General features: G+C 64.6%; 27 protein-coding genes. 17 read left to right on the top strand and 10 right to left on the bottom strand.

The genetic code is table 11. The features are described 5' to 3' along the window. The first annotated feature begins 45 nt into the window (after nt 1-45). Both ACVJ19_RS38675 and ACVJ19_RS38670 read left to right on the top strand, forming a co-directional pair. Nucleotides 46-930: a substrate-binding domain-containing protein gene (locus tag ACVJ19_RS38675; protein ID WP_453954268.1), complete on the top strand. Its 885-nt coding sequence runs from the start codon at nt 46-48 to the stop codon at nt 928-930. Then, a complete protein-coding gene (locus ACVJ19_RS38670; protein WP_453954267.1) occupies nt 927-1,484 on the top strand; it encodes a PQQ-dependent catabolism-associated CXXCW motif protein in 558 nt (185 codons plus the stop codon). Before ACVJ19_RS38675 ends, ACVJ19_RS38670 begins: the two co-directional genes overlap by 4 nt. A gap of 79 nt (nt 1,485-1,563) precedes the next feature. Here ACVJ19_RS38670 and ACVJ19_RS38665 read toward each other — a convergent pair whose 3' ends face one another. The 6 genes from ACVJ19_RS38665 to ACVJ19_RS38640 form a co-directional block, all read right to left on the bottom strand. After that, nucleotides 1,564-1,863 carry a copper-binding protein gene (locus ACVJ19_RS38665; RefSeq protein WP_453954266.1) on the bottom strand — a complete coding sequence of 100 codons (300 nt, stop codon included), beginning with the start codon at nt 1,861-1,863 and terminating at the stop codon, nt 1,564-1,566. A gap of 136 nt (nt 1,864-1,999) precedes the next feature. Then, nucleotides 2,000-2,614 carry a hypothetical protein gene (locus ACVJ19_RS38660; protein ID WP_453954265.1) on the bottom strand — a complete coding sequence of 205 codons (615 nt, stop codon included), beginning with the start codon at nt 2,612-2,614 and terminating at the stop codon, nt 2,000-2,002. Continuing rightward, the gene (locus ACVJ19_RS38655; protein ID WP_453954264.1) at nt 2,611-3,459 is read right to left on the bottom strand and encodes an ABC transporter permease; all 849 of its coding nucleotides are present in this window, start codon (nt 3,457-3,459) and stop codon (nt 2,611-2,613) included. The genes ACVJ19_RS38660 and ACVJ19_RS38655 overlap by 4 nt, the downstream gene beginning before the upstream one ends. After that, nucleotides 3,456-4,262, bottom strand: coding sequence for an ABC transporter ATP-binding protein (locus tag ACVJ19_RS38650; protein WP_453954263.1), 807 nt, complete (start codon nt 4,260-4,262; stop codon nt 3,456-3,458). Before ACVJ19_RS38650 ends, ACVJ19_RS38655 begins: the two co-directional genes overlap by 4 nt. Then, on the bottom strand, nt 4,259-5,218 hold the full coding sequence (locus tag ACVJ19_RS38645) for a YVTN family beta-propeller repeat protein (protein ID WP_453955293.1): 960 nt from the start codon (nt 5,216-5,218) through the stop codon (nt 4,259-4,261). Before ACVJ19_RS38645 ends, ACVJ19_RS38650 begins: the two co-directional genes overlap by 4 nt. 200 nt (nt 5,219-5,418) lie before the next feature. After that, a complete protein-coding gene (locus ACVJ19_RS38640) occupies nt 5,419-6,600 on the bottom strand; it encodes an ABC transporter substrate-binding protein (protein ID WP_453954262.1) in 1,182 nt (393 codons plus the stop codon). Between the two features lie 128 nt (nt 6,601-6,728). On the opposite strand from ACVJ19_RS38640, the gene ACVJ19_RS38635 reads away from it, so the two are divergent. Beyond that, the gene (locus ACVJ19_RS38635) at nt 6,729-7,232 is read left to right on the top strand and encodes a DUF3280 domain-containing protein (protein ID WP_453954261.1); all 504 of its coding nucleotides are present in this window, start codon (nt 6,729-6,731) and stop codon (nt 7,230-7,232) included. A gap of 176 nt (nt 7,233-7,408) precedes the next feature. On the opposite strand, the gene fghA is transcribed toward ACVJ19_RS38635, so the two are convergent. Together fghA and ACVJ19_RS38625 are read right to left on the bottom strand one after the other, a co-directional pair. Then, a complete protein-coding gene (gene fghA / locus ACVJ19_RS38630; protein WP_453954260.1) occupies nt 7,409-8,254 on the bottom strand; it encodes an S-formylglutathione hydrolase in 846 nt (281 codons plus the stop codon). A gap of 76 nt (nt 8,255-8,330) precedes the next feature. Further along, nucleotides 8,331-8,951: a response regulator gene (locus ACVJ19_RS38625; protein ID WP_453954259.1), complete on the bottom strand. Its 621-nt coding sequence runs from the start codon at nt 8,949-8,951 to the stop codon at nt 8,331-8,333. A 194-nt stretch (nt 8,952-9,145) separates the two neighbouring features. Between ACVJ19_RS38625 and ACVJ19_RS38620 the strand changes: the two genes are divergently transcribed. From ACVJ19_RS38620 to ACVJ19_RS38600, 5 genes are all read left to right on the top strand, one after another. Then, the gene (locus ACVJ19_RS38620) at nt 9,146-10,504 is read left to right on the top strand and encodes a histidine kinase (RefSeq protein ID WP_453954258.1); all 1,359 of its coding nucleotides are present in this window, start codon (nt 9,146-9,148) and stop codon (nt 10,502-10,504) included. A gap of 164 nt (nt 10,505-10,668) precedes the next feature. Then, complete coding sequence (locus ACVJ19_RS38615) at nt 10,669-13,143, top strand: TonB-dependent receptor domain-containing protein (RefSeq protein WP_453954257.1); 2,475 nt, start codon at nt 10,669-10,671, stop codon at nt 13,141-13,143. Nucleotides 13,144-13,247: 104 nt separating this feature from the next. After that, complete coding sequence (locus ACVJ19_RS38610; RefSeq protein WP_453955292.1) at nt 13,248-13,607, top strand: hypothetical protein; 360 nt, start codon at nt 13,248-13,250, stop codon at nt 13,605-13,607. Between the two features lie 129 nt (nt 13,608-13,736). Beyond that, a complete protein-coding gene (locus ACVJ19_RS38605; RefSeq protein WP_453954256.1) occupies nt 13,737-14,036 on the top strand; it encodes a hypothetical protein in 300 nt (99 codons plus the stop codon). Beyond that, nucleotides 14,033-14,266, top strand: a complete 234-nt coding sequence (locus tag ACVJ19_RS38600) for a hypothetical protein (RefSeq protein ID WP_183242239.1) — start codon at nt 14,033-14,035, stop codon at nt 14,264-14,266. Before ACVJ19_RS38605 ends, ACVJ19_RS38600 begins: the two co-directional genes overlap by 4 nt. 1 nt (nt 14,267) lies before the next feature. On the opposite strand, the gene ACVJ19_RS38595 is transcribed toward ACVJ19_RS38600, so the two are convergent. Then, the gene (locus ACVJ19_RS38595; RefSeq protein ID WP_453954255.1) at nt 14,268-15,143 is read right to left on the bottom strand and encodes a LysR substrate-binding domain-containing protein; all 876 of its coding nucleotides are present in this window, start codon (nt 15,141-15,143) and stop codon (nt 14,268-14,270) included. 103 nt (nt 15,144-15,246) lie between these two features. On the opposite strand from ACVJ19_RS38595, the gene ACVJ19_RS38590 reads away from it, so the two are divergent. From ACVJ19_RS38590 to ACVJ19_RS38575, 4 genes are all read left to right on the top strand, one after another. Beyond that, nucleotides 15,247-16,092: an oxidoreductase gene (locus tag ACVJ19_RS38590; RefSeq protein ID WP_453954254.1), complete on the top strand. Its 846-nt coding sequence runs from the start codon at nt 15,247-15,249 to the stop codon at nt 16,090-16,092. 105 nt (nt 16,093-16,197) lie between these two features. Next, a complete protein-coding gene (locus ACVJ19_RS38585) occupies nt 16,198-17,100 on the top strand; it encodes an SDR family NAD(P)-dependent oxidoreductase (protein ID WP_453954253.1) in 903 nt (300 codons plus the stop codon). A 138-nt stretch (nt 17,101-17,238) separates the two neighbouring features. Beyond that, nucleotides 17,239-17,406 carry a hypothetical protein gene (locus ACVJ19_RS38580; protein ID WP_453954252.1) on the top strand — a complete coding sequence of 56 codons (168 nt, stop codon included), beginning with the start codon at nt 17,239-17,241 and terminating at the stop codon, nt 17,404-17,406. Between the two features lie 61 nt (nt 17,407-17,467). Further along, nucleotides 17,468-17,875, top strand: a complete 408-nt coding sequence (locus tag ACVJ19_RS38575; RefSeq protein WP_453954251.1) for a hypothetical protein — start codon at nt 17,468-17,470, stop codon at nt 17,873-17,875. Between the two features lie 28 nt (nt 17,876-17,903). On the opposite strand, the gene ACVJ19_RS38570 is transcribed toward ACVJ19_RS38575, so the two are convergent. Then, complete coding sequence (locus ACVJ19_RS38570) at nt 17,904-18,602, bottom strand: GntR family transcriptional regulator (protein ID WP_260424196.1); 699 nt, start codon at nt 18,600-18,602, stop codon at nt 17,904-17,906. 133 nt (nt 18,603-18,735) lie between these two features. Between ACVJ19_RS38570 and ACVJ19_RS38565 the strand changes: the two genes are divergently transcribed. The 5 genes from ACVJ19_RS38565 (at nt 18,736) to ACVJ19_RS38545 (ending at nt 24,745) form a co-directional block, all read left to right on the top strand. Beyond that, nucleotides 18,736-19,635, top strand: coding sequence for a VOC family protein (locus tag ACVJ19_RS38565; protein WP_453954250.1), 900 nt, complete (start codon nt 18,736-18,738; stop codon nt 19,633-19,635). Beyond that, complete coding sequence (locus tag ACVJ19_RS38560) at nt 19,632-21,254, top strand: bifunctional 3-(3-hydroxy-phenyl)propionate/3-hydroxycinnamic acid hydroxylase (RefSeq protein ID WP_453954249.1); 1,623 nt, start codon at nt 19,632-19,634, stop codon at nt 21,252-21,254. The genes ACVJ19_RS38565 and ACVJ19_RS38560 overlap by 4 nt, the downstream gene beginning before the upstream one ends. After that, nucleotides 21,251-22,096: a fumarylacetoacetate hydrolase family protein gene (locus ACVJ19_RS38555; RefSeq protein ID WP_453954248.1), complete on the top strand. Its 846-nt coding sequence runs from the start codon at nt 21,251-21,253 to the stop codon at nt 22,094-22,096. The genes ACVJ19_RS38560 and ACVJ19_RS38555 overlap by 4 nt, the downstream gene beginning before the upstream one ends. Before the next feature lie 82 nt (nt 22,097-22,178). Continuing rightward, nucleotides 22,179-23,156, top strand: a complete 978-nt coding sequence (locus ACVJ19_RS38550; protein ID WP_453954246.1) for a Bug family tripartite tricarboxylate transporter substrate binding protein — start codon at nt 22,179-22,181, stop codon at nt 23,154-23,156. Nucleotides 23,157-23,281: 125 nt separating this feature from the next. Continuing rightward, entirely contained in the window at nt 23,282-24,745 is a 1,464-nt protein-coding gene (locus tag ACVJ19_RS38545) for a GH1 family beta-glucosidase (RefSeq protein ID WP_453954245.1), read from the top strand. The last annotated feature ends 36 nt before the right edge of the window (nt 24,746-24,781 follow it).

Below are 24,781 nucleotides of genomic sequence, written 5' to 3'. Positions count from 1 at the left end.
GCGTCATGCGTTGATAACATTCAAACAAAACGAGGAGGAAGCGCGATGACGGAGGCCGGACGACATCGTCGCTGGTTGATCTTGCTGTGGGGCCTGGCCGCGGCCTGCACCCTGGGCGACGTCGCCATGGCGCAGACCAGCGAGACCGGAGACCTCTCGTTCGAACTGGTGGACCCGAAAGTGCTGCGCGTCTGCGCTGACCCGCGCAATCTGCCGTTCTCCAACGAGAAGGGCGAAGGCTTCGAGAACAAGCTCGCCGAATTCCTTGCAGACAAGCTGCAGAAGAAGCTCGACTACGTCTTCTTCCCGCAGGCCACCGGCTTCGTGCGGATGACGCTGGGCGCGCATCGCTGCGACGTCATCATGGGCTTCCCGCAAGGCGACGACCTCGTTCAGGGCACCAATCCCTATTACCGCACGACCTATGCGCTGGTCGCCAAGACCGGAAGCGGTCTCGAGGGCGTCGATACGCTCGAGGATCCGAAGCTGAAGGGCAAGCATGTCGGCATCGTCGCCGGCACGCCGCCGGCGACCAACATGGCGCTTGCAGGCCTGATGGGCGATGCAAAGCCCTATCCGCTGATGATCGATACGCGTTTCGACAATTCGGCCCAGGCGATGATCGATGATCTCGCCGCCGGCAAGATCGATGCCGGCGTGCTGTGGGGGCCGATGGCCGGCTACTACGCCAAGAAGGCCGGCGCGTCGCTCCATGTCACGCCGCTGGTGAAGGAAACGACGGGGCCGAAGCTGGTCTATCGCATCGGCATGGGCGTGCGGCCCGCCGATCAGAACTGGAAGCGGCAGCTCAACCGGGTGATCCAGGAGAACCAGGGCGAGATCAACAAGATCCTGCTCGATTTCGGCGTACCGCTGCTGGACGAGAGCGACCGGCCGCTCGGTGCGGAGACCGCCAAGAAGACGCCATGAGACGGCCTGTTGCCGCTGTGCTGGTTGCCGCCGTTCTGGCGGTACCGGCTTTGGCGCAGCAGCAGGAGCCGTTCGAGCCCGAGGGCTATCGCGCCGATAATTACCGCGCGCCGGTGCCGGCGACGCTTGTCGGCGCGCGCGTGCTCACCACGGCTGACGCCGAGGCGATCTGGCGCGCGAAGAGCGGCGCGTTCATCGACGTGATGCCGCGTCCGCCGAAGCCGAAGAATTTGCCCGAAGGTACGGTGTGGCGTGATGCCCCGCGCAGGAACATTCCGGGCAGCCTGTGGCTGCCCGATACCGGCTACGGCAATTTGCCGCCTGCCATGGACGATTATCTCCGGCGCGGCCTTGCACGTGCCTCGCGCGGCGACAAGGCCGCGCTGCTGGTGATCTATTGTCTTGCCGATTGCTGGATGTCCTGGAACGCCGCCAAGCGCGCCTTGGCTTACGGCTACTCCAACATCGCCTGGTATCCCGACGGCACCGACGGCTGGGAGCACGCGAAGCTTCCGACGGAAGAGGCGCAGCCGGAGCCGCGGCCGGAGCAATAGGGATCGAGCGCAGGTGTGCTCCCTCGCCCCGTTCTTACGGGGAGAGGGCTGGCAAGCGGGGAGAGGTGAAAAACCAGCGCTACTGCTTCTGCAGCTTCGTCAGCGTGCCCGTGCCGTTGGTGTCAGTCGCCGAGTACGTCACCCTGTCGCCGGCATGGACCGCATCCAGCATCGCGGCATCCTTGGTCTTGTACTCCTGGAGCGTGCCGGCGCCGCCGGCGCTGGCGCCGACCGTGCCCTTCTGCGTCTGCTGGATCGAAATCGTGCCGTTGAGCCGATCGATCCGCGTGACCATTCCGGTCATGTCGTCAGCGAGAGCGCTGGATGCGAGCATGCTGAGGGCCGCAGCGCCCGCGAAGATGAATTTTGTTGTTCCCATCGAGGTCTCCCGACGTCTGGCGTTGACTTCGACAAGCCACCATAAATGGATTTGGTTCCGGCAGATAGCGCGGCAAAAGCTTAACGTTCCCGAGGCGATCGCGGGAACTTTTCGTGAGCCGTCAGCGTGGCTGACGCTATTCCATTTCCTGCTGGATCACGCGCCCGAGCGCGAACAGTCGCTGGTCGATCGAGGTTGGAACCTCGCAGACGAAGCGTACCACCTTGTGACGGTCCTCGAAGATGCGGGTCTTCCAGATCAGTTCGTTGCTGAGCGCCTCGACCTTGGCTTCGTCGCGCGGCGTCGCGCCCTGAAGGGCCTGGAGCTGAAGCGTCTCCTCACGGATCTTGTCGGCGGCGTCGCGCTGCTTGCGGCTGACGCGCTCGAGCCCGATCATGACCTGGGAGCGCTGGGCGTTGAGCGTGTCGAACAGGCCCGCGAACAGGAGTTTTGCGTTCGCGGTCTTGTCGGCGGTGGAACCGCTCAGGAACTCCTTCACCGACTTTTCCGCCTCATCCAGCGGCGTCTTGCGCGCCGCAAGTTTCGAGACCAGCGCGCTGACCTTGGCGTCGTCCTTCCACCTTGTCTCGGCGTCACCGAGCGCAGGACCGGCCCAGACCGCGGCAAGCGAGATCTCCGGCACCTTGGCTTGCGTGCAGGGCCAGTCCGGGTAGCGGGGATCGGCCGCGCGCGCGGCCGTGCTCGCAGCAGCGAGCGCCAGTACAGCCGTCGCCAGAACCCGAACCTTCATCCTTCGCCTCCCGCGGGCCCCCGTCGCGCCAGCCCGCGCGAGGGATCATAGGCCAGAATTGCGCCGATCATGAAGACGATTGTGCAGGCCGCGACGACCGCCAGCGAGATCCAGTTGACCTGACCGTACAGCGCGAAGCGGATCAGTTCGACCGCATGGGTGAACGGATTGGCCTCGCAGAGATAATAGAGATAGGGGCTGCCCTCCTGCACCCGCCAGAGCGGATAGAGCGCGGAGGAGGCGAAGAACATCGGGAAGATCACGAAGTTCATCACGCCGGCGAAGTTTTCCAGCTGCTTGATGCCGGAGGAGATCAGCATGCCGAGCGAGCCCAGCATCAGCCCGGACAGGATCAGCGCCGGCAGCACGGTGAGATAGCCCGATGGCGGCGGCGTGATGTCCCAGAGCCAGGCGATCAGCAGGAACGCATACACCTGAAGCAGCGACACCGCGGTGCCCGCGAGCAGCTTGCAGAACAACAGGAAGCCGCGCGGCAGCGGGCTCACCAGCAGCGTGCGCATGTTGCCCATCTCGCGGTCATAGACCATCGACAGCGAGGACTGCATGCCGTTGAACAGCTGGATCATCGCCATCAGCCCGGGCGCGATATAGACTTCGTAGAGGATGTAGGTCTCGTAAGGTGGGATGATGGAGATGCCGAGCACCTGGCGGAAGCCGGCGGCGAAGATGAACAGCCACACCAAAGGCCGCACCAGCGCCGAGACGAAGCGCTCGCGCTGATGCAGGAAGCGCAGTCCTTCGCGCCACACGATGCCGGTGAGGCAGGTCATGTATTCCGCGGCCGAGAAGCCGCGCGGCGCATCGCGCGTGGTGATGCTGCTCATGCGCCGCCTCCCGGCATGGTTTGCGCACCGGTGAGGCGCATGAAGGCGGTGTTGACGTCCTGCGCGCCGGCCTCCGTGACGACGCGGCTCATCGGCCCCTGCGCCAGCACCTTGCCCTGGTGCAGCACCACGAGATCGTCGTCGGGCATGATCTCGTCGAACAGGTGCGTGGCCCAGAGCACGCCGATGCCTTGCTCCGTCACGAGCTGGCGGACATGGCTGATGATGTCGGCGCGCGCCTTGACGTCCAGGCCGACGGTCGGCTCGTCGAGCAGCAAGAGGCGCGGCCTGTGCAGCAGCGCCCGCGCGATTTCCAGCCGCCGCATCTGTCCGCCCGAGAGATCGCGCACCTTGCTGCCGGCACGATCGGCGAGCCCGATGCGGCCGAGCAGCTCGGCGCTGCGCGCGGCAGCCTCGCGGCGGCTGATGCCGTGCAGCGCGGCGTGATAGAGCAGGTTCTGCGTCAGCGACAGATCGAGATCGAGCGTGCGCGGCTGGAACACGACCCCGAGCAGCCGCAGCGCCTCGCCGGGACTCTTGCTGACGTCATGCCCGAAAATGCCGACACGGCCGGACTGGATGCCGAACAGACGCGTGATGAGCGAGAACAGCGTGCTCTTGCCCGCGCCGTTCAGCCCAAGCAGCGCGGTGAAGCTCGCGGGCTGCACGTTGAAAGACACGTCCATCAGCGCACGACGCGGACCATAGGCATGGCTGACGCCGTCGATCGACAGCGCCGGCACCGTGGCCGGATCAGGCCTTGGCGCCTCGCGTGATTCGGTGATGGGAGCAGGGCTGGTCATGGCGCGATCGTGATGCCCCAGGGCAGTTCGCCCACCTGAATGGTCTTGATCACCTTTTGCGCGGCAACGTCGATGACGGATACGTCATTCGACACGCCGTTGGTGGTGAGCAGGTATTTTTCGTCCGGCGTGAACGCCATGTGCCAGACGCGCTGGCCGACCAGCAGATATTTCGTCACCTTGCGTGTGGCGACATCGACCACGGCGACGCGGTTGGCGGGGCCGAGCGCGACGAAGGCGGTCTTGTCGTCTTTGGTCATGCCGATGCCGACCGGCTGGATCGCTTCTTTCCGCAGCCCCGGAATCTCGAAGGTGACCTTGCCGATCACCTCGTGCTTCCCGGGATCGATCACCGAGACGGTGCCGCCGATCTCCGAGGATACCCAGACTTCCGAGCTATCGTGCTTGAATTCGGCAAAGCGCGGCCGCGCATCCACCAGCACATTGGCGACGATCTGGCGCGATGAGGTGTCGATGAAATGCGCCATGTTGGTGGTTTCGGACGTGTTGATCAGCGTCTTGCCGTCCGGGCTGATGGTCATACCCTCTGGCTCGACGCCGACCTGGATGTCGCCGAGGCGCGCGCGCTTCTCGAGGTCGATCACGGTCACCGTGTTGTCGTTCTCGTTGGCGACGTAGAGTATCTTGCCGGCGGCGTCTTGCGCGAACAGCTCGGGGTCGGGCCCGGAGGGCAGGCTGTCCACTATGGCCTGCGTCTTCGCATCAATCACCTGAATGGTGTCGTCATCGCCGACCGCAACCATGACGAACTTGCCGTCGCGCGTGAAGTCGATGCCGCGCGGGCGCTGGCCGACCTTGATGGTCTTGGTCACGGTCCAATTGTCGGTGTCGATCACCGAGACCGTATTGCTCTTCTCGTTCGAGACATAGGCGATGAACGCATGCGCGGGCGTGGCGGCGAGCGCGATTGCCACGGGCAAGGCCGTCACCAGCATGCGCAAGGTCTGTCCGCGAGCGGTCTTCACCTCCCCCGCTTGCGGGGGAGGTCGTATCGCATTGTCAGATGCGATACGGGAGAGGGCTCTCTCCTCTTGGGGGTTATCGCTCGTGGAGACACCCTCTCCCCAACCCTCCCCCGCCGGCGGGGGAGGGAGCGCAGCGTCGTCGCGGCGAGGGCTCGATCTCATCACATCGCTCATTTCAGCTTGCATTTGCTCTCCGGGCGATCGTAGCCGAGCGTGTCGAGCTCGGAGACCTGGTGCAGGAATCCTTCCTGCGGCGACACCGACACCACCATGCGGCCGTCGACCAGCAGGATCGGCTGGCGCAGCTGCAGGTTCCAGTCGCGCAAGGTGAGCCGCGTGCCCTTGAAGGCGGCGACCGAGAAATCCGGGCCCTTGATGAAGTCGGTGACTTTCTTGACGTCACCGGAATTGGTGCGCGAGGTGGCTTCCCCAATCATGCGCACCGCGGTCCAGGCCTGCATGTCGAGCGCGGTCATCCGCCGCGAATTCAGCTTGATGAAGCGGTTCTGCATCTGGATCGCGCCCCACTGGTCCTGCGATGCGTCCCAGCTGCGCGGCACGAGACCGGCCGAGCCCGCGACCGGCCGCGGATCCCAGGTGCGATAGGGCAGGTAGGCGCCGAACACCTCGCTCTCGTCGGCGGCGACCAGCACGTCGTAGGCGGGTGCCTGCTGCGTGAACACCGGGATCTGCCGCTGGATCTGCGTGACGCCCGAATCGGTGCGCCGTGCGCCGCCTTTGTCTTCAAATGTCCGCTCCTGCACGATCTTGGCGCCGAACCGCGTCGCGGTGCGCCTCAGCGCATCGGCGAACTGCTTGTCCTCGTCATGCGAGCCGACCACCAGCAGCCAGCGCGACCACTTCTTCCACACCAGATATTGGCCGAGCGCATCGGCCAGCATCGCGCGCGTCGGCGCGGTGTGGATGACGTTGGCGCGGCAATCGGCCTCGCGCAGCCGCTCGTCGATCGCCCCCGCATTGAACAGCAGCGTGCCGCGCTCGCGCAGGGCGTCGGCAACCTTCAAGAGCGCATCAGCCGGCAGATCGGCGATGATGAAGCCGTTCTTCTCGGCGAGCGCGGTTGCGGTCTGCACCGCGTCCTCGCCTTCCCTCAGGCGGCGCTCCTCCAGCGTGAAGCGCTGGCCCGTGAATTTTCCGGTGGTGTTGTTGTCCTCGATGGCGAGGCGGGCGCCGGCAACGCCGTCATTCTCGGCGGGCTGCTCGACCAGCGACAGCGTCGATCTGGTGCCGGCGACACCGAGATAGCCGACGCCGATCGTGACAGGGTCGGCCGCGAACGCGCTCGTCGCGGCAAGACTCCAGCCGATCAGGCCGACCAACCATCGGATCATATTTCCTCCAGGCGTTCTCCCCGGCTTGACCGCCAGTGGAGAATTGTTTCTGCTTCAAGCATGACCGATTTGTCAGGGCATGCAACCCCGCATTTCGTCGTCGCGGCGAGAGGAGCGGAATCACGATCATGCGAGCGCTGATATGTTTCATCGCTTTGCTGTTGACGGGCTCGGCCGCGTTCGCCGACCCGCCGAAGCTCGCCGTGTTTGATTTCGAGCTGATCGACACCAGCCTGCCCGGCGAGTTCTACGGCTCGAAGCCCGAGCTGGCGCGGCTGGAGCGCATCAGCGAGCAGCTGCGCAAGGAATTGGCAGAGTCGGGCAAGTTCCAGGTGCTCGATATCGCGCCGGTCAGGGACGCCGCCCGTCATGCGAACTTGCAGGCCTGCGGCGGCTGCGACCTCAAGCTCGCCGGGCAGCTCGGCGCCGAGCTCGAGATCACCGGCATGGTGCAGAAGGTCTCGAACCTGATCATCAATCTCAACGTCTATCTGCGCGACGTGAAGACCGGCAATATGATCACCGCCGCCAGCGCCGACATGCGCGGCAACACCGATGAATCCTGGACGCGCACGATGAGCTACCTGATCCGCAACCGCCTGCTGGCGCCGAATTACGGCAAGCCGGAGTAGGGGCGTTCTTCACCCTCCCCTGGAGGGGGAGGGTCGATCGCGCAAAGCGCGAGCGGGGTGGGGTGACAGTCTCTCCTTTGAGGCGCTGCCCGAGTGGAGAGATCACCCCACCCCGCTTCACCTCTCGCTTCGCTCGACGTGAAGCGACCCTCCCCTCCAGGGGAGGGTAAGAAAAATCACGCCGTCAATCTCGCCGCATGCCAGTGCAGATGATCGCTCATGAACGTCGAGATGAAATAATAGCTGTGGTCATACCCAGCCTGGCGCCGCAGCGTCAGTGGGATGTTGGCCTTGCTGCAGGCCGCGTCCAGCAGCTCCGGCTTGAGCTGCTCCTTCAGGAAATTGTCGGCATCGCCGTAGTCGACCAGGAAGCCCGAGAACTTCGCACCGTCCTCGATCAGCGCCACCGTGTCGTGGTTGCGCCAGGCATCCTTGTTCGGTCCGAGATAGCCGGTCAGGGCCTTGATGCCCCAGGGCACCTGCGAGGGCGCGACGATCGGCGCAAACGCGCTGGCCGCGCGATAGCGGTGCGGGTTGCGCAGCGCCACCGTCAGCGCGCCGTGGCCGCCCATCGAGTGCCCCATCACCGATTGCCGCTTGGCATCGACCGGAAAGTTCTCCGCCACGAGCTTCGGCAGCTCGTCGGTGACATAGCTCCACATGCGATAGTTGCGCGCGAACGGCTCTTGCGTCGCGTCGACATAGAAGCCGGCGCCCAGGCCGAAATCATAGGCGTTGTTGGCATCGCCGGGCACGTCGGGCCCGCGCGGTGAGGTGTCGGGCGCGACGAAGATCAGGCCGAGCTCGGCGCAGGCCTTGCGGAATTCGCCCTTCTCGGTGACGTTGGCATGCGTGCAGGTGAGGCCGGAGAGGTACCAGACCACGGGCAGCTTGGCGCCGTCGGCATGCGGCGGAACATAGACCGAGAACACCATGTCGGTGCCGGTCGCCTGGCTGGCGTGGCGATAGACGCCCTGCACGCCGCCGTAGGATTTGTTGGTCGAGACAGTCTGAATCGTCATGCCCTAAGCTCCAGTGGCATCTCACCACATCAACATTGCAACGCTTGTGTGACCGAATTTGCGGCGGCGCGTGTCGTCAGGCGACGCCGCTGTCGATCGCCAGCCGGACCAGCTCGACCGAGGTCTTCACGCCGAGCTTCTGTCGCATGATCGAGGAGGTGTTGGCCACCGTCTTGTAGGACGATTGCACCAGCCAGGCGATCTCGGACAGGCTCTTGCCGGCGCTGAGCAGCCGCAAAATCTCCATCTCGCGCGCGTTCAGCTTCGACAGCGGGCTTTGCGCCAGCGTCGGCCCTGCGAAGGCGATGCTGCGCGCAATCGCGGTAGGCAGATAGGTGCCGCCGCCTCCGACGGCGCGGATCGCCTCGACGAGGTCGTCGGGGTCGCCGGTCTTGGAGACGTAGCCCTTGGCGCCGCATTCGATCGCGCGCGCTGCGAAAGCCGGGTCGTCGTTCATGCTGAACATGATGATGCGGGCCTCGGGCGCGCGCTCGAGGATGCGGCGCGCGAGCTCGAAGCCGGAGACGGTCGGCAGGTTGATGTCGATGATGCAGAGGTCGGGGCGCTCGACGATGAAGATGCTCTCGCCGTCTTCGGCGTCGGCGGCCTCCAGGATCTCGATCTCGCCCTCGTCGGCCAGCACGGCACGGCAGCCGGAGGCGACAATGGGATGATCGTCGACGATCAGAATGCGCATAGGCGTTTCCCCGTAACAGCGCCGGCCTGTTGTCGCGCCGCATGATACCGAACAGGAGCGCCAAACGCGCCCTCATGTCGCCTCATGCAACCCGGCCGGGATTGCTGTACGCTTTCGATTAGATATCGGGCGCTTCGCCCCTGTCAACTCATCGGACAGGTGCGAGCCAACCTTCGCGAGGTACGGCGAGATCAATGTGGCAAAATCTATCCTTGCGCGGGCGCATCAACCTCTTGCTGGCGCTGCTGCTGGCGCTGGGGCTCGCGGTCAATATCGGCCGCCAGGTCGCCGAGGCCGGTCCGCGCGTGCAGGCCGAGGATCAGAGCGTGATCCGCCTTGCACGCGAATTCATCGAGATGATCGTTGCCGATCTCAACGAGGCGCCCGATCCGGATGCGCGGCTGAACCAGATCGCCCGCGATCTCAGCCGCCTGCGCCATGTCAGCATCGCGCTGCATGATTCCGGCGGGAACCCGCTGACGCCGCCGCGGCCCGATGCCGACGACGACGCGCGCGCCCCGCCGGCCTGGTTCGTCAGCCTGGTGCATCCCGAACAGACGGCGGTGAGCGTGCCGGTGTCGATCCATGGCAAGCCGGGCTCGCTCCGGATCACCTCGCATCCCGATGACGAGATCGCCGAGATATGGGACGGCATCGTGACCCAGCTCGAGGTCGGCTCGGTGATCGCGCTCGCGCTGTTTTTCCTGATGATGAACGTGGTCGGCCGGGCGCTGGCACCGTTGCAGTCGCTGGCGGAGGTCATGGGGAAGCTCGAAGGCGGGCACTACGAGGCGCGCGTCGCGCCGGGCGGCGCGCCGGAGCTCGCTGCAATCTGCACCAGGCTCAATCATCTTGCGGCGACGCTCGGCGAGGCGGTCGAGGACAAGCGGCGCCTCGCCGAGCGAGCGGTGTCGCTGCAGGACGTCGAGCGCAAGGAGATCGCGCGCGAATTGCACGACGAATTCGGGCCGTATCTGTTCTCGCTGCGCGCCCATGCCAGCGCGCTGGCAAAGCTCGCGGACGGGAAGGCGCCGAGCGCAGAGGCGGTGCGCAAGCATGGCAGCGCCCTCCTGGAGCAGATCAACGCGCTCCAGCAATTCACCCGCCGCGTGCTGGAGCGCCTGCGGCCCGTCGGCCTTGCCGAGCTCGGCCTCGGCCAGGCGCTCGAATCGCTGTCCCGGCTGTGGCGGGAGTCGCATCCCGACGTCACCATCGAAACCACGATCTCGCCGCGGCTGGGGGCGACCGGCGAGACCGCCGACCTCACCATCTACCGCGTGGTGCAGGAGGCGCTCACCAACGTGTTCCGCCATGCCGGCGCGACCGCGGTCAATGTCGTCATCGAGCCCGCGGACCAGCCGACGCGCGACGGCCGCCTCTGCGCCCGGGTGCGCGTCAGCGACAACGGCCGCGGCATGGAGCCGGGCCAGAAGCTCGGCTTCGGCCTCGTCGGCATGCGCGAGCGGATTCTGGCGCTGGGCGGCACGCTCAACGTGGTCTCCGGCGACGGCGGCCTGACCGTCGAGGCGCTGGTGCCGACGGCGGCGGCCTGATCGCGCCCGACCAAATCGGGAATTTTTCCCGATTTGGTCGGGAAAACGGGTGCGGACATTGCCCGACCTTTTGTGGCTGGCGCGTGAGCTGCTGCCGATTACACTCCTCTGCACCAACCGGCGAACATCAGAACAAGTCGGTGGTCACGGGTGGGAAGGCAGGGATGGGCAAGCGTTTTTGGGGCAAGCATGGTTTGTTGACGGCCTCGGTGTCGACGGGGCTGGTATCAGGGCTGGTCTTTGCCAGCCCTGCCGGGGCCGCGCCGGACGAGGAAACCAACGTCCAGAACCTGCCGCCGGTCGAGGTGACCGCGCCGTCGCCGTCGACAGCGAGGCGCACGACGCCAACGCGGCCGGTGGCGCAAGCTGGAGCTTCGTCGTCGAACCGCCCCAAGCCACGCATCTACGTCTACCCGACCTCGCCGGGCACCGGCAGGGGTCTCGATGTCGACAAGGTTCCTTCGGCCATCAACGCGGTCGATGCCAACCAGATCAGGCGCACCGGCTCGCTCAATATCACCGACGCGCTGCGCGACAACATCGCCGGCGTCAACATCAGCGAAGTCACCGGAAATCCGTTCACGCCTGATGTCGAATTCCGCGGCTTTGTCGCCTCGCCGGTGACGGGCACGCCGCAGGGCCTTGCCGTTTACCAGAACGGGGTCCGCATCAACGAAGCCTTCTCGGACGCCGTCAACTGGGACCTGATCCCGACCGCCGCGATCAGGTCGGTGACGCTCGTCACCAACAACCCCGCTTTCGGCCTCAATGCACTCGGCGGTGCGCTCAACCTGCAAATGAAGGACGGCTTCACCTATCAGGGCGCCGAGCTCGATGTGATGGGCGGCTCGTTCGGCCGTATCCAGGGCTCGGCGCAATGGGGCAAGCAGGTCGACAAGAACTACGGCGTCTACGCCGCGCTCGAAGGCCTGCGCGACAACGGTTTCCGCAATTTCTCGCAATCGACCGTGCGACGCTTCTACGGCGATGTCGGCTACAAGGCCGGCGACAGCGAGTTCCACGCCAACATGGGCGTTGCCAAGAACGATTTCGGCGCCAGTGCCACCGTTCCCGCCGAGCTGTTGGACCAATATTGGGGCGCGACCTACACGACGCCCCAGACCACTTCCAACCGCGTCGGCTATCTCAATTTCACCGGCAAGGTCGATGCGACGCCGACCTGGACGCTGGAAGGCACCGCGCATCTGCGCAGATACGAGCAGAAGCTGGTCGACGGCAATCCGACCGACGTGCAGGAATGCGGTGCGGATCCAGCGCTGCTCTGCTTCGGCGATGACACCACGCCCGCGAATGGCACGAACGGCGTGCAGCTCGCCAATCCTTTTGCGCCGGGAACGATTCTCGGCGAGATCGATCGCAGCTCGATACGCTCGACCACCGTCGGCGTGTCGGGGCAGGCCACCAACACCGATCAGCTGTTCGGGCACGACAACCGCTTCGTCATGGGCGCAACCTATGACGCCAGTGTCACGCGCTACAACGCCACAGCCGAGATCGGCACGATGGGAGAAAACTACGTCGTCAGCGGCAGCGGCATCTTCCTCGGGCCGACCGGCGTACCTGACCCCGTCGCAGGTCCGGTCTCGCTGCGGACCGTCAATCAATATAACGGCCTCTACGCGATGGACACGTTCAACGTCACGGATGCCTTCGCCATCACCGGCGGCGGCCGCTTCAACGTGGCGCGCATCACGCTGGAGGATCAGCTCGGCGCCAGTCTCAACGGCGACCACACCTTCACCCGCTTCAATCCGGTGATCGGCGGCACCTACAAGATCACGCCCGAGCTGACCGCCTATGCCGGCTATTCCGAGGCCAACCGCGTGCCGACGCCGCTCGAGCTCGGCTGCGCCGACCCGGTCAGGCCCTGCATGCTCGCGGCGTTTCTGGTTTCGGACCCGCCGCTGAAGCAGGTCGTGTCCAAGACCGTGGAGGCCGGCTTCCGCGGCACCAGGGAGCTGAACATCGGCTCCCTCGGATGGAAGGTCGGCGCGTTCCGCGCCACCAACTATGACGACATTCTCGCCGTTCCCGCTGTCGGGCGAACCGGCTTCGGCTATTTCACCAATGTCGGCCGCACCCGGCGTCAGGGGCTCGAGGCCGAGGTCAACATCAAATCGCCCACGCTTCAGTTCCAGGCGAGCTACGCCTTCGTCGATGCACGCTACCTCGACGCTTTCGAGCTCGGCTCTGAAAGCCCGTTCAGGGATCCCGTGACCGAGACCATCCAGGTCCTGCCCGGCGACCAGATCCCCGCGATCCCCCGCCACCGGGTCAAGGTCGGTATCGACTACAACGTCACCGACGTCTGGAAGGTCGGCGGCAACGCGCTGTTCGTCTCCAGCCAGTATTTCGTCGGTGACGAATCCAACCAGTATTCGAAGCTGCCGTCTTACACCGTGTTCAATCTCCACACGTCGTACCAGGTGACGAAGAACTTCCAGCTCTACGGCCGCGTCGACAACATCTTCGACAAGCGCTACGCCACCTACGGACAGTTCTTCGACCGCGAAGCCTTGCCCAACTTCACCAATGGCGGCGCCGAGTTCACCGACCCGCGCTCGCTGAGCCCGGCCCGGCCGCGCGCGTTCTATGCAGGGATGCGGGTGACGTTCTAGGCGCGCCGAGGTTCGGCCGCCTGCGTCACGGGCGAGGGGGGCTTAGGGCAGACATGCACAGCCCCGCGCAGACAGCTTGCGCAAAATATCCCGTCTCCGGCATCATGGGCCCGGAGGCTTGCTTTGTCGTGTCATTGAAGAATCCGGACGCCGTCGCCGCTATCGTTGCGGCGCTCCGACACGTTTACGGTGACGAGGTTGCGCGCCTCATGCTCGTCGAGGGCATGAGCCTCGCCAACCTGATCGATGCGATGTTTTCCGCACCCTTGACGCACCGCGAGGCGATCAGGGCCATCACCGACGGACTGGATGACTTCGTCATTGCACCGGACCTCGGCCGCATGTGGCACCTCAGGTACATCTATGCCGACGAGCCCGGCTCTCTGCATGTCGTGGACATGGAGATCGCGACGCCCAGTGGTACGCTGGTGAGTAAGGACGTCTGGCTGCGCCTGTCGTCTTAGAGGGGCTCCCCCTTCGTCGCGGCGGCGCCTCCAGTAAGGGGACGTGAGCCCGGCCCGTTCTACTTCAGGCCGATTGACTCAATGTTCATGATTTGTTCTTATGCTGCGCGTCCAGCCAAGGAGCGAGCCATGGACAACCGCATCAATGAAATCCGTAAGATCATCAGGGCGTTACGTGTGAGCATGCGTGAGGCCGAGGCCATCATGCATGAGCAAATCAACCGGGACGAAGACTGCACCTTCGTGGCCGAGGAGGTTATGAAGATGCGCACCGTGATGAGCGGGCTCGTCCAGGAGCGGGCTGCTCTCGGGGACACCGACCCGATCGTCGTCGCCAGCCTCTTCGTTCCCCGCCGGCGGCTGGCGCCACCGCGCATCGGTGTCGAGAAGCGCCGCCTCGTTCCGCCCAGAGAGGTGGCGCGGGCATGAAGGGAGAGAGGCCGACCTACTTCTCCGATATGCGCGAGCCGCCGGAGTTCTTGAAGGCTCTCGAGCACGCGCGGCGCCTGTCCTGCCTTGAAGGCTGGTGCCGCATGCACGTCGAGGCGATCCAGGTCGCGATCGATCAGTACGCGGAAGCGGCTCTCGGCAATCGGGAGTTCTTCCTCAACAAGCCGCACAGCATCGGCGAGAGTCGCAGGAGCGGCGAGGTGCCGTGATCTACCCCCGGCTCAGCCGTTCTCTTAAGAATTCGATGAAGCGTTGCGTCTTGGCTGGGAGCAGTCTGGTCTCGGTGACGGCGTAGATGGTCATGGGCTGGCCCTGCCATTGCGGCATGATGCGGCGTAGCCGACCGGCTGCGACTTCGTCGGCCACGATTTCCTGCGGCATGAACGCGATGCCCATGTCGAGCGTCGCCAGGCGGCGGAGCATGCCGATGCTGTTGAGATGAAAACGGCCGTCGATGTCGGCGTCGACCGTTTGCGTTCCGTTGCGCAGCGTCCAGGTGCTCACCCTCGTCTGGCAGAGGCATTGATGGCGCGCGAGGTCGGCTGGTTCGCGCGGCTCGCCGCTCAGTTCGAGATACCGCGGCGAGGCGTAGAGATAGCCGTGAAGGCGCGCGAGCGGCCGCGCGATCATGTGCGAGGCCTCGGATTCTCCGACGCGGATCGCCAGGTCGTACGGCTCGGAGACCAGGTCGACCCGCCGCGGCGTCAGGTCGAATTCGAAATCGATGCCGGGATATTGCTGCGCGAATTCGGTGATCAGCGGCGCGAGATAAGTGTTCGCGAAGTCCACCGGCAGTGAGACGCGCAGCAGCCCGCTTGGCTGCGCCAGCATCTCGCCGAGTTGCTCATGCGCCAGGCGCGCTTCATCGACGATGCGCTTGCAGCGCTCGAAATAAAGCTGGCCGGCTTCGGTCAATTCGATCCGGCGCGTCGTCCGGTTCAGCAGGCGAAGACCGATTTCCTTCTCCAAGAGGCTGATCCGTCGCGACAGGGTCGAGTTAGGCATGTCGAGGGTTGTGGCGGCGCCCCGGAAGCTTCTGGCCTTCGCGACCTCCACGAAGAGTGCCATGTCGTTCAACAGCTCCACGAAATTATCCCATATATGGATCAATCTGCTCCATTATACGGTATTTATTCCATCAGGTGGAGGCTCCATTTCCCTTCTCTGCATCATCGAGAAGGAACTTGCCGTGAATTCGCTATTCAGTCCTGTCCGCGTCGGCGGACTAAACCTTCCGAACCGCCTGGTCATGGCCCCCATGACCCGTTCGCGCGCCGACGCCAATGGTGTTCCCGGCAACCTCGCCGCCGAATATTACGCGCAGCGCGCCGGCGTTGGCCTGATCGTCACCGAGGGCACCCAGCCGTCCGATGACGGGCAGCCCCGGTCTCTCGCGACCGACGAAGTGCGCCAGACCGTCGCCGACTTCCGCGACGCCGCGCGCCACGCCATCGCGGCGGGCGCGGATGGCGTCGAGATCCATGGTGCGAACGGGTATCTGGTCCAGCAGTTCGTCGCGCCGAGCGCAAACATCCGGACCGACGCGTATGGTGGCTCGATCGAAAACCGCGCACGTTTCGCCATCGAAGTTGCGGCCGCCATCGCCGCGGAGATCGGCGCGGACAAGACGGCGATCCGCCTGTCGCCGGGCATCACGATGTGGGGCATCGACGAAGGCGCCGAAGGACCGGACCTCTATCGCCATCTGGTCGCCGAGCTCGACAAGCTCTCGCTTGCCTATCTTCACATCATGCATCAGGGCGACGATCACCTGCTCGCCGACCTCCGCAGACTGTGGCGCGGCAAGCTGATCGTGAACAGGCCGGGCCGTCCGCGCGATCGCATCGGTTCCGACGTCGCTACGGGGCTGGCCGATCTGGAAGCGTACGGCCAGATGATCCTGGCGAATCCCGATTTTCTCGCGCGCCTGAAATCCGGCGCGCCGCTGAACGAGGCCGATCGGCGGACGTACTTCGGCGGCGATGCCCGCGGGTACACCGACTATCCCGCGTGGGACGCAGTTGCCGCCGGATAAGGGCCCGGCGGTCACCACATTCATCGGCTCTGCACCGCCGCTGCGGTGCAGAGCGCTCGTTTTCATCACTGCTTGCGGAAGGCACCCGAAGTGAAACGCGTGGAATTGGAGAAGAGCCTCAACGTGACCTTGCCGTCGCTGGAAAGCCTCCGGCTCTCCGGTCTGAATGTCGCGGTGATCGGTGGGACCGGCGGCATCGGTCGCGCGCTCAGCCGTCAGCTTGCGGCCAGGGGAGCGCATGTCCTGGTCGTCGGTCAGACCTTCCGCGATCGGGAGGTGCCGCGCATCGCGTTCTTGAAGGCCGACCTGGGGTCTATGCAGGAAGCCAAGCGGATAGCCGGCGAACTTCCCGCCGGCAAGATCGACATCATCGTCTTCACGACCGGCGTCATGGCCGGCCCCGAACGCGAGGTGACGAGCGAAGGCATCGAACGCGATCTCGCTGTCAGTTATCTGAGCCGCCTCGTCATTCTCAATGAGATAGCTCCGCGTCTGGGCAAGGACCGGGCGAGGGCCGACCTCAGACCCCGGATCTTCGTCATGGGATTCCCGGGCACGGAGCAGAAGGCGAACGTCGACGACCTGAACTCGGAGCGAAGCTATAAGCGCTTCGCGGCACATTCGAACACCGTGGCCGGAAACGAGGTGCTTGTCCTCGATGCAGCCAGGCGCTTCCCTGATATCGACGTGTTCGGTCTCAACCCGGGCTTCGTCAAGACCAACATCCGTGCCAATCTGCTCGGCTCGCGCGCGCTTCTCGCCGTCGCGGAATGGCTCACCAGCTTCATGATGGTCGAGCCTGAGATTTACGCCGAGCGCTTGCTACCGCTCCTGGTGTCGCGCGATCTCGACGGTCGTAGCGGCGCGATGTTCGATAACAGGGCCAGGGCCATCCTGGCGAGTCCGTCGTCCATGGAGCCATCCTACGCGGCCGCGCTCATGGAGGCTTCCGACAAACTGGTCAGCCGCGCGTTGGCAGGTCGGGCAGGTGAGGGCAAGCGGACATGACCGTCGTCAGTTCCGAGCTCGCACAGAAGCCTGGCGCGCCATGGTTTCTTTACCGATCGGAAACCATGTCAAATGATCCGAAAACTTTAACGAAACTGTTCGGCTGTCTCCGCGTCAGTTCGGCGGAGGGGTCGTCCGATGACAGAGCACCAGTTGAAAGAGCGGCAATTCCAGATCGCGCGTTACCGGCGCCTGGAGCGGGAAGTCACCGATCCGCTTGCGGCGGGTCTGCTTCACAGCATCATCGAGGAGCTTGAAGAGGAGCTGCGCAGGGAGGTCCCGGATTGTCACGGGCCGCGTGATTAACGCTTTCTTAGCGCTGATCATGCGGATTGTTCGTGTGGGACTACCAGGGGAGACTGCTCCCATGCTGAAGGACGGCACCTACGCGGCTTGGTACAAGACGCCGATCGATCAGGGCACCGGGATTGTGCATGTCGCGGACGGTCAGATCTGGGGCCGCGACAGCCTGATGACCTATCACGGCTCGTGCAAGGTCGATGGAGACCATTTCACCGCCACCGTGTCGACGAAGCGTCATACCGACGGGCGCGCGACGGTCTTCGGTATCGAGGACGAGCTGACGCTGGACATCGAGGGAAGCTGCCCCGGCAAGATCGCGACTTACACGGCGACGGCACAACAAGTGCCGGGAATGGTTCTCCATGGTACGCTCATTCTGACGGAGCAGCAGCCGCCGGCGTCCGAGCAAACCGAGCGGGTGCCGGCGTTCAATCCCGGCAAGCTTCCAAAGCTGCCGAAGCGCCCGCGCTGACCGCAGCGCTCCATGTCCTGAGACGAAGCTACGCCAGCAATCCGTCGAGATCGGAATAGATGACGTCGGCTGTGCGCTGATAGTGCTGCTGAAGCAGACGCACGGCCTGCTCGCTGTCCCTGGCGAGAACCGCCTGAAGGATATCGCTGTGCTCGGCACCGACCTTGCGCGCCGGATAGGCCTTCGCAATCGACATCATGCGATACCGATAGAGCCGGTCGGCGAGCTGCTCGCAGAAGCCGAGCAGCGGCCGTGAGCCGCAAAGTCCGATCAGCGTCGCGTGGAAGGCGCGGTGCACCTTCTCCCAGTCCGGATTGTCCTCGAATGTGTCGGGCTTGAGCGAGCGCGGCGTACGATCGAGCCGGTGATGCGCAACCAGCAGGGCCTCTTCCCAGGTCTGGGTCGCATTCTGCATGGACTCGCGAAGCGCCAGACCTTCGACCCAGCACCGCGTCTTGGTCAACTCCTGGAGCTCCTCCTTGCTGACCTCCTTCACATAGAAGCCGCGCTGCTCCATGCCGACGACGAACTCTTCGGTGGTCAGGCGGTTGAGGGCCTCGCGCAGTGGGGTCTGTCCGACGTTGTACTGCTCCATCAGGAAGCGCGACTGGAGCTTGCGACCGGGCTCGAGCCGCGTCGTCAGGATGTCGGCCTTGAGGCGCGCGTAGATCGTGGTCGCCAGCGTTGCCGGTTGCTCGACCCTCTGGCTTGGCAGGTCAGTGCTCATGGGGCATCCATCAGAATCTCCAGCACTTACGTACATTAGCATAGCTTGCGCCAATTATTTATAAATTTCTGCTTTACGAGAGGTTTTGTACATATTAATGAGGTGGCGTTCGCATTCTTGATGAGGACGTCCAATGTCCGACTTTCCGGTGACGGCCCTGCGCAGCGTCGAAGTCACGACGCCGCAGCTTGCCGGCTCGGTCGAGTTCTACAGCAAGGTCTGGGGCCTCGACGTCACGGCGGAAGCGGACGGCACGGTGTACCTTGCCGCGACGGGCAGCGACTTCCACGTCCTCGAGCTCACGCCGGGCGAGGCGACATCGCTCCGCAAGATCAGCTTCCGCACCCGCTCGCACGAAGATCTGCACCGCCTGTTCGCGCGTGCGCGGCAGGCCGGCTGTGAGATGATCAGCTCACCCGCGCCGTCGCTTGCGCCGTCGGGCGGGACCAGTTTCGCGGTTCGCGAAGCGCAGGGATGCGTCATCGAGTTCGTTCATGGCGATCTTACGAAGCCGGCGCGCGTGATCGCTGATCGGCCCGAGCGGCTGGCACATGTCAACATCAACAGCGCCGACATCGAAAAGCTGTCCGTATTCTACCAGGAGACCCTGGGATTCCGGCTGTCGGATCGCTCCAAGCTGATGGCGTTCCTGTGCTGCAACAGCGATCACCACGCGATCGTGCTTGCGGAGGCCCCTCGCAACGGCCTCAACCACGTGGCCTTCCTCATGCCTGATCTCGAGTCCGTCATGCGCGGTTCCGGCCGCATGGTGGACTACGGCTATCCGATCGGCTGGGGCGTCGGCCGTCACGGCCCGGGCGACAACGTGTTCGCCTACTTCGTCGATCCGGCAGGTAGCGTGATCGAATACACCGCCGAAGTCCTGCAGATCGACGACAGCTACGTCGCGAAAGGCCCCAGCGATTGGGTCTGGCCTCCGGGACGAACAGATCAATGGGGCATCGCTCCGCCGAAGTCGGAGGCCTGCAAGACGGCGCAGCTCGCCATTCCCTTCGCGACGGCGCGCGCATGACGGATACGGCTGGCGCCATCGACTATGACGTGCTCGTCGTCGGCTTCGGGCCGACCGGCGCCGTTGCCGCAAGCCTGCTCGGCCGCCTCGGTCATCGCACCCTCGTCATCGACCGTCTGACGGATGTCTACGACAAGCCGCGCGCGATTGCGCTCGATCACGAGATTTTCCGTCACTTCGACAATATGGGGCTCACTGATGCGATCTCGCCCCATATCGAGCCTTTCATCGCATCGGAGCATTTTGGCGTCGACGGCCAGTTGATCCGCCGCATCGACATGGTCGCAAAACCCTATCCGCTCGGCTACACGCCGAGCATGGTGTTCAGCCAGCCCGCGGTCGAGGCCGAGCTGCGCCGTCACGCGACCGGATTCTCCAATGTGCGGGCAGAGCTCGGCGTCGAGCTGCTCGATCTCGTTCAAACGCCCGATCGCGTCGAGGCGCGTCTGAAGGACAGCGATGGACGGCATCGTTCGGTGACAGCGCGCTACGTGCTCGGCTGCGATGGCGCATCGAGCACCGTGCGTCAGACCGCAGGTCTTGCGCTCGAGGATCTCATCTTCGATGAACCTTGGCTGGTGGTCGACGTCCGCGTGAACGGGAGCGCGCTGGCCCGCCTGCCGCAATGCTCCGCGCAATTCTGCAATCCGGCGCGCCCCGTGAGCTTCCTCATCGGTCCGAAGAACCACCGCCGCTGGGAGATCATGCTGCTGCCGGGCGAAGATTCGCGGCAGATGGAGCAGCCCGACAATGTCTGGAAGCTGCTCGCGCCCTGGCTCACGCCAAATGACGGGGAATTGTGGCGGGCTGCCTCCTATCGCTTCCACGCCCTCGTTGCCGCCGACTGGCGCAACGGCAGGATCCTGATCGCCGGCGATGCCGCGCATCAGCAGCCTCCCTTCATCGGCCAGGGCATGTGCCAGGGCCTGCGTGACGCCACGAACCTCGTCTGGAAGCTGGATCAGGTGCTCAAGGGCGTCTCCTCCGACAGCCTGCTCGACAGCTACACGGTTGAACGCAAGCAGCACGTCATCGAGCTGACCGGCAAGATCAAGGCGATCGGCCAGTCGATCTGCGAGCGCGATCCGGCAGCGGCGCGGCGACGCGATGCGCAAATCCTGGCCGACGGCGGCGGCAAGCCGCTGCTCCTGACGCGGCAGGAAATCATTCCGCCGCTCCGCGCGGGATGCTTGTCACATCACGAAACGCCGGCGCGAGGCACTCTGTTTCCGCAGCCGCGCATCGCGAGCGGCGGTGCGGCTCGTTTGCTGGACGAAGTGACCGGGGCCGGCTGGCGCGTGTTGATCGACGGCCGCAGCAATGATGCCGCTTCGATGCTCTCGCTCTGTGCCGCGCGCCCGGACGTATCGGTAGCGGCAGTCGAGCCGGCCGGCGCAGGTCTGCCGAATGCGCTCGAAGAGACCGAGGGCGTGCTCGCGAATTGGTTCGACCGCCACGGTGTCGTCGCCGCGATCGTGCGGCCCGACCATTACGTCTTCGGCACGGCACGCAATGCCTCCGGGCTCGGCGATCTCTTAGCCGAGATCGACATGCTCCGTCGCGACGCCCCCGCCAAGCAAGACCATATTCCCGATGTGACAATGGAGAGAACGCTGTGAAACTGGCCACTGTAGCGATCGACGGCCGCACCACCTGGGGCATCGTCGAGGGCGAGACCTTTTTTGATGTCGGCGCTGCGCTCAAAGCGCGCTATGCCGATCTCAAGGCCGCCATCGGTGCGGCCTTCGCCGGCGTTGCGGATGCAAAGACCTCCGCCGCTGCCGTTCCGATCTCAAAAGTCACCTGGCTGCCGGTCATCCCGAACCCGGACAAGATCCTGTGCGTGGGCCTGAATTACGAGACCCACCGCAAGGAAACCGGCCGCGCCGAGGTTGATCACCCCACCATCTTCTCGCGCTACGCCAACAGCCAGACCGGACATTTGCAGCCGATCGTGCGGCCGCGCGTCTCGACCCATCTCGATTTCGAAGGCGAGCTCGCGGTCATCATCGGCAAGGCCGGCCGCTACATCTCCCGCGCGGATGCCATGGACCACGTCGTGGGCTATTCCTGCTACAATGACGGCAGCATCCGCGACTTCCAGCGTCACACGCATCAATTCACGCCGGGCAAGAATTTTCCGGATACCGGCGCGTTCGGGCCCTGGATGATGACACCGGACGAGCTCGGTCCGCTCGGCGAGCTCAAGCTCCAGACCCGCCTCAACGGACAGGTCATGCAGGAAGCGCTGATCAAGCAGATGATCTTCGATATCCCGCGCCAGATCGAATACTGCTCGACCTTCACGCGGCTCGAGCCCGGCGACGTCATCGTCAGCGGAACGCCGGGGGGCGTTGGCGCGCGGCGCGAGCCGCCACTCTGGATGAAGCCCGGCGATGTCGTCGAGATCGAGGTCGAACGCCTCGGCGTGCTCAGGAATGTCGTCGCAGACGAAACCTGATCGAGCGGCCGCAGCCGGTAACGGCTGCGGCCTGCGAACGACCCATAAAGCCCGCAAGCGGCATCTTTCAGGGAGGAACACCATGTCCGGACTATCGCGTCGTCTGCTGCTCGCCGGCGCTGCACTCTGCCTCTCTCTTCCGGCCTTCGCGCAATCGTGGCCGCAGAGGCCCGTGACCGTCGTCGTGCCGCAGCCGGCGGGCAATAGCCCCGACGTGATGTGTCGCCTCATCACCGAAAAACTCTCGCGGACCTTCGGGCAGCAGTTCGTCGTCGAGAATCGTCCGGGTGCCGCAAACCTCGTCGGCACGCAGGCGGTCGCCCGTGCGGCTCCGGACGGCTACACATTTCTGTTCGCGACATCGGCCGCGCTCGTCACCAACCCCTACACGTTCAAGAAGCTCCCCTATGATCCCGTGAAGGACTTCGTGCCGGTCGCGATGGTGGCCAAAAGCAACCACGTCCTTCTCGTCAATCCCGAGGTGAAGGCCAATACGCTGCCTGAATTGATCAAGCTCGAAAAATCGGCGCCGGGTTCGCTAAGCCTCGCCGTCGATGGTGCGCGCAACCTCTCGGGCCTGATCGCTCAAGCCATCAACAAGAGCGCCGGAACCGGTTTTGTCCTCATCCCCTACAACACGACCACGAATGCGGTGCAGGACGCCATCTCGGGCCGTATCCAGGTGACGATCCAATCGGCATCGATCGCCGAGGCCTTCATCAAGGCAGGTACGCTGCGACCTGTTGCGGTTGCAGGTTCCAAACGGATCGAGTCCCTGCCGGACGTTCCCGCGATCGCTGAGATGCTGCAAAGCGTCGATCTCCAGGGCTGGTTCATGTTCATGGCGCCGGTCGGCACGCCCGCCGACATCGTCGAAAAACTGAGCGCCGAGATTGCGCGCGCCCTGGAATCGTCCGATGTGCGCGAGCGCGCACCCACACTCGGCTTTGATGTTCGTGTCGGCGATGCCGTGACGACGGCAGGCGCAAAGCGCTTCCTCGACAACCAGCTCGCCTCGTCCGGCAAGATCATCCAGGGGCTCGGCATCGAGCCTGAATAGCGACTCATTGGAGCAGGGGCGCTCTTCTGCATTTTTGCATCGTCAACTCCTGCCTCCACTGCTTCTCAAACTGCCCGTGACCGGTCATTGTGGGGCCCCATCAACCAGCTCGGGGGCAGCATCACATGTCGGACAAGGTCTCGCGTCGCCAGTTTGCCGCGCTGGCGGGATTGTCCGCGGCGGCAATCGCAAACCCTCTGGAAGGCGCGGACGCCAAGCCGGCGGCCGCGGCCGCGCGCGACAGCGGCTTTCCGGCAGGCTTTCTCTGGGGCACGGCGACCTCGTCCTATCAGATCGAGGGCGCGGTCAACGAGGGCGGGCGAGGGGTCTCGATCTGGGACAAGTTCGTTCGCATCCCCGGCAAGATCGAGGACGGTTCGACCGGCGACCGCGCCAACGAGCACTACCACCGCTACAAGGAGGATATCGCGCTCATCAAGGAGCTCGGCTGCAAGGCCTATCGCTTCTCGATCGCCTGGCCGCGGGTGTTTCCGGATGGGGACGGCAAGCCGAACGCCAATGGGCTCGACTTCTACAATCGGCTCATTGACGAGCTGCTCAAGAACGGCATCGAGCCGTGGGCGACGCTCTATCATTGGGACCTGCCGCAATCGCTCGAGGACCGCTTCGGCGGCTGGCGCTCGACCGAGACCTGCAAGATCTTCGGCGACTATGCGGCCTATGTCGCCGAGCACCTGACCGACCGCGTCAAGAACGTGTTCACGCTGAACGAGAGCGGCCGCTTCGTCCAGTTCGGCTACGGCCTCGGCATCGATGCGCCCGGCGTGACGCTGCCGCAAAGAGAGGTCAACCAGGTCAGGCACAACAGCGCGCTCGCGCATGGGCTCGCGGTGCAGGCGGTGCGGGCCCATGGCCGCCGTGGCACCAGGGTGGGACCTGCCGAAAACATCGACGTCTGCGTTCCCGCGATCGACACGCCCGAGCATGTCCAAGCCGCCGAGATCGCGCTGCGCGAGATGAACGCCGGCTATCTCAACGTCATCATGGAAGGCCGCTACACCGACGCCTTCCTGAAATACGCCGGGGCCGATGCGCCGAAATACACCGAAGCCGAGCTGAAGATCATCTCGTCGCCGGTCGACTTCCTCGGCCTCAACATCTACGCGCCGCAGAACTATGTGGTGCCGTCCGAGGAGGGCGCGGGCTTCATGCCGCTGCCGATCCCGAAATCGTTCCCGCACATGAGTTCGGACTGGCTCCGCATCGCGCCGGAGACGATCTACTGGGTGCCGAAACTCGCGGCGAAGATCTGGAAGACCGATGCGATCTACATCACCGAGAATGGCACCTCCGGCGACGATGTGGTCTCGCCCGACGGCAAGATCTACGACACCGACCGCATCATGTACCTGCGCAACTATCTCGCCCAGCTCCAGCGCGCCACCGCCGAAGGCGTGCCGGTGCGCGGCTATTTCCTGTGGAGCCTGATGGACAACTTTGAATGGGTGTTCGGGCTCAGCAAGCGCTTCGGCCTCTACCACGTCAACTTCGACACCCAGGTGCGCACGCCGAAACTCAGCGCGAGCTACTACCGCAACGTGATCGCGAAGAACGCGGCGGGGGTGTGACGTCTTCGCCTCTCCTCGCGCTTGTCCCGCCGAAGC

This window comes from Bradyrhizobium sp. USDA 376, from assembly GCF_054063675.1.
Note: the sequence above shows the minus strand (reverse complement) of the source record. Positions and strands in the feature narration are given on the sequence as shown.

Bases quoted from the DNA above. Each gene is read 5' to 3' on its own strand.
- ACVJ19_RS38675 (WP_453954268.1), top strand. From the start codon at position 46: ATGACGGAGGCCGGACGACATCGTCGCTGGTTGATCTTGCTGTGGGGC.
- ACVJ19_RS38670 (WP_453954267.1), top strand. From the start codon at position 927: ATGAGACGGCCTGTTGCCGCTGTGCTGGTTGCCGCCGTTCTGGCGGTA.
- ACVJ19_RS38665 (WP_453954266.1), bottom strand. From the start codon at position 1,863: ATGGGAACAACAAAATTCATCTTCGCGGGCGCTGCGGCCCTCAGCATG.
- ACVJ19_RS38660 (WP_453954265.1), bottom strand. From the start codon at position 2,614: ATGAAGGTTCGGGTTCTGGCGACGGCTGTACTGGCGCTCGCTGCTGCG.
- ACVJ19_RS38655 (WP_453954264.1), bottom strand. From the start codon at position 3,459: ATGAGCAGCATCACCACGCGCGATGCGCCGCGCGGCTTCTCGGCCGCG.
- ACVJ19_RS38650 (WP_453954263.1), bottom strand. From the start codon at position 4,262: ATGACCAGCCCTGCTCCCATCACCGAATCACGCGAGGCGCCAAGGCCT.
- ACVJ19_RS38645 (WP_453955293.1), bottom strand. From the start codon at position 5,218: ATGCTGGTGACGGCCTTGCCCGTGGCAATCGCGCTCGCCGCCACGCCC.
- ACVJ19_RS38640 (WP_453954262.1), bottom strand. From the start codon at position 6,600: ATGATCCGATGGTTGGTCGGCCTGATCGGCTGGAGTCTTGCCGCGACG.
- ACVJ19_RS38635 (WP_453954261.1), top strand. From the start codon at position 6,729: ATGCGAGCGCTGATATGTTTCATCGCTTTGCTGTTGACGGGCTCGGCC.
- fghA (WP_453954260.1), bottom strand. From the start codon at position 8,254: ATGACGATTCAGACTGTCTCGACCAACAAATCCTACGGCGGCGTGCAG.
- ACVJ19_RS38625 (WP_453954259.1), bottom strand. From the start codon at position 8,951: ATGCGCATTCTGATCGTCGACGATCATCCCATTGTCGCCTCCGGCTGC.
- ACVJ19_RS38620 (WP_453954258.1), top strand. From the start codon at position 9,146: ATGTGGCAAAATCTATCCTTGCGCGGGCGCATCAACCTCTTGCTGGCG.
- ACVJ19_RS38615 (WP_453954257.1), top strand. From the start codon at position 10,669: ATGGGCAAGCGTTTTTGGGGCAAGCATGGTTTGTTGACGGCCTCGGTG.
- ACVJ19_RS38610 (WP_453955292.1), top strand. From the start codon at position 13,248: ATGGGCCCGGAGGCTTGCTTTGTCGTGTCATTGAAGAATCCGGACGCC.
- ACVJ19_RS38605 (WP_453954256.1), top strand. From the start codon at position 13,737: ATGGACAACCGCATCAATGAAATCCGTAAGATCATCAGGGCGTTACGT.
- ACVJ19_RS38600 (WP_183242239.1), top strand. From the start codon at position 14,033: ATGAAGGGAGAGAGGCCGACCTACTTCTCCGATATGCGCGAGCCGCCG.
- ACVJ19_RS38580 (WP_453954252.1), top strand. From the start codon at position 17,239: ATGACAGAGCACCAGTTGAAAGAGCGGCAATTCCAGATCGCGCGTTAC.
- ACVJ19_RS38575 (WP_453954251.1), top strand. From the start codon at position 17,468: ATGCTGAAGGACGGCACCTACGCGGCTTGGTACAAGACGCCGATCGAT.
- ACVJ19_RS38570 (WP_260424196.1), bottom strand. From the start codon at position 18,602: ATGAGCACTGACCTGCCAAGCCAGAGGGTCGAGCAACCGGCAACGCTG.
- ACVJ19_RS38565 (WP_453954250.1), top strand. From the start codon at position 18,736: ATGTCCGACTTTCCGGTGACGGCCCTGCGCAGCGTCGAAGTCACGACG.
- ACVJ19_RS38560 (WP_453954249.1), top strand. From the start codon at position 19,632: ATGACGGATACGGCTGGCGCCATCGACTATGACGTGCTCGTCGTCGGC.
- ACVJ19_RS38550 (WP_453954246.1), top strand. From the start codon at position 22,179: ATGTCCGGACTATCGCGTCGTCTGCTGCTCGCCGGCGCTGCACTCTGC.
- ACVJ19_RS38545 (WP_453954245.1), top strand. From the start codon at position 23,282: ATGTCGGACAAGGTCTCGCGTCGCCAGTTTGCCGCGCTGGCGGGATTG.